We start from the raw sequence: 2,463 nt of genomic DNA on the forward strand, positions 1-2,463 counted from the left end.
TTCACTTCCCCAGCTGCATGATGTTGTGATTTCCGGTTGCGAAGCCGACGTGTTTTTGTTCCATGTAGAACTCGAAGCTCCAGTTGCCGCCGTCGCGGCCGATACCGGAAGCCTTGACGCCGCCGAACGGGGTGGGCAGGTGGCGGACGTTTTCCGAGTTCACCCAGATCATCCCGGCTTCAAGCTTGTCGGTGAACCGCAAGGCGCGGGTCAGGTCATTGGTCCAGACATAGCCGGTCAGACCGTATGGTGTGTCGTTGGCAATCTGCAGCGCCTCGTCCTCGGTCGAGAACGGGATCGAGGTCAGAACCGGGCCGAATATCTCTTCGCGCGCGATACGCATCTGGTTATTGGCATCGGTAAACAGGGTTGGGCGAATGAAGTACCCTGTGTCGCCCACCTTGACACCTCCGGCGGCGACAGTCGCACCGTCTTCCTTGGCGATGTCAAAATAGGAAGTCACCTTGTTATAATGCTCCTCGGTCACCAGGGGCCCGATCTCGGTCGCAGGATCCAGCGGATGACCGACCTTGATGGTGTTGACCCGCTCGATCAGCTTTGCCTCGAACGCGTCCTTGATGGTGTCCTGCACCAGCAGGCGCGAGGATGACGTGCAGCGCTCGCCATTGATCGAGTAGATCATGAAGATCACCGCATCCAGCGCCCGGTCGAGATCGGCGTCGTCGAACACAACAACCGGGTTCTTGCCGCCCAGTTCCAGATGCATCCGCTTGAGCGTATCGGCACCTTGTTTGGTGATGATGCTGCCGGTGCGGCTTTCACCGACAAAGGCGATCGCCTTGATCAACGGATGCTCCGTCAACGCCTTACCCGCATCGGGGCCGAACCCGTTCACGGTGTTCAGCACACCCTTGGGCAGCCCGGCCTCTTCGGCGATCTCCACCAGCAGGCGAGCGGACAGCGGAGAATCTTCGGCCGGTTTGTGAACCACAGTGCACCCGGCAGCCAAAGCAGGTGCGATCTTCCATGTCGACAGCATGAACGGCGTGTTCCACGGCGTGATCACCCCCACCGGACCAATCGGAACGCGCGTGGTGATGTTCATCAGGGTCGGCGACTTAAGGTGCTGACCGTCCCGCGCCTGGACCACCTGATCCGCGAAATACCGGAAATTCTCGGCCCCCCGCAGCGCGGCCTTGGACATAAAGCGCAGGGTCTGGCCGGTGTCCCAGCATTCACACAGCGCAATTTCCTCGGCACGGGCCTCGATCGCATCGGCAACGTTCAGCAAGATGCGGCGCCGCTCGGTGGCAGGCATGTCGCGCCAATCGGCAAATGCGGCGTGGGCGGCATTGGCGGCAGCGTCGATATCATCGGCTGTGCCATGGGCGACATCGCAGATCACCGACCTGTCAACCGGGGAGGTGGATTGGAACACCCCTGCGGAACCGTCGCGATCTTCGCCCGCGATCCGGTTCTTGATGCCGGTTTCCTTAAACCGGGTCAGAAAGCCCGCCAGCTTCTCGATATTCGTATCCAGTGCGCTCATGGATCAGGTCTCCTGGTTGGTCGCGCCCAAATGGTCCCGGATCGTGCCGGTCTTGGGCGAAAGGTCTGGGTCAATGTCACGCATCTCAAGCGAGAGCGCGATGGAATGTCCGGCGAAGGCGGGGGACAGATAGGCCTCAACCGCCTCAAAAATGCGCTGCGTGGCGTCCCGTTTGACATCCGCAGCCCGGCCAGCGCGCAGGCGGATCGAGATATCGATAAACCCATGCGCCGGATTGCCGTCCGCGATGGCATAGTGATCGACCCGCGTGGCCCGGACACGAATACCGGGCAGGGGAAATGTCTTGATCCCGGCAGCCGTGGCCCGGATGCATTCGCACAAGCCACTCATATCGATCCTGTCCTCCAGATTGCCGGAATACTCGACGTGAAAATGTGGCATGTGCTCCCCCCCCAATGGTAAACATGTTTAGTAAATTGGAGCCCCCGCGGTCAAGAACTTGCTTTGTTAATCTTTGCATCTTTTGACTCTGCGAATTAGAAGACTGTCATGAGTGAACAAAGCCACACCAAGAACACCTCGCGCGCCCTTCCGATTGCCTTGCTGCGCGCACGCGAAACCGTCATGGCCCCCATCCGGGACATGCTGCAGGGGATACAACTGACCGAGCAGAAATGGCGCATCCTGCGCGTGCTGGACGAGTTGGGTGAAGTGGAGCAAAGCTCGATTGCCAAAGAGGCCTGCCTGCTGTTGCCAAGCCTCACCCGCATCCTGCGCACGATGGAAGCAGAAGGCCAAATATCACGCCGCCAGGACAGCCACGACAAACGACGCACAATGGTGAAGATCACAAACGAAGGACGAAACATCCTCGCCGAAAACCTCGGAACCTCTCTCCAGATCTACCAAAGCATCGAAAAACAAATGGGACGAGAAAAACTCAACCAACTCCTCGACCTGCTCGAAGAACTACAAGCCGTCAAAGTCTGACC

At 59.2% G+C, this 2,463-nt stretch carries 3 protein-coding genes; 1 reads left to right on the forward strand and 2 read right to left on the reverse strand.

The genetic code is table 11. From position 1 onward, the window contains the following. Position 1: 1 nt before the first annotated feature. Entirely contained in the window at positions 2-1,510 is a 1,509-nt protein-coding gene (gene hpaE, locus ACR0M9_RS20995) for a 5-carboxymethyl-2-hydroxymuconate semialdehyde dehydrogenase (RefSeq protein WP_480774593.1), read from the reverse strand. 3 nt (positions 1,511-1,513) lie between these two features. Continuing rightward, entirely contained in the window at positions 1,514-1,912 is a 399-nt protein-coding gene (locus tag ACR0M9_RS21000) for a 5-carboxymethyl-2-hydroxymuconate Delta-isomerase (protein WP_267365252.1), read from the reverse strand. A 108-nt stretch (positions 1,913-2,020) separates the two neighbouring features. Between ACR0M9_RS21000 and hpaR the strand changes: the two genes are divergently transcribed. Further along, positions 2,021-2,461, forward strand: a complete 441-nt coding sequence (gene hpaR / locus ACR0M9_RS21005; RefSeq protein WP_480492848.1) for a homoprotocatechuate degradation operon regulator HpaR — start codon at positions 2,021-2,023, stop codon at positions 2,459-2,461. Positions 2,462-2,463: the final 2 nt, after the last annotated feature.

It is taken from the genome of Ruegeria sp. CH2 (assembly GCF_056537065.1).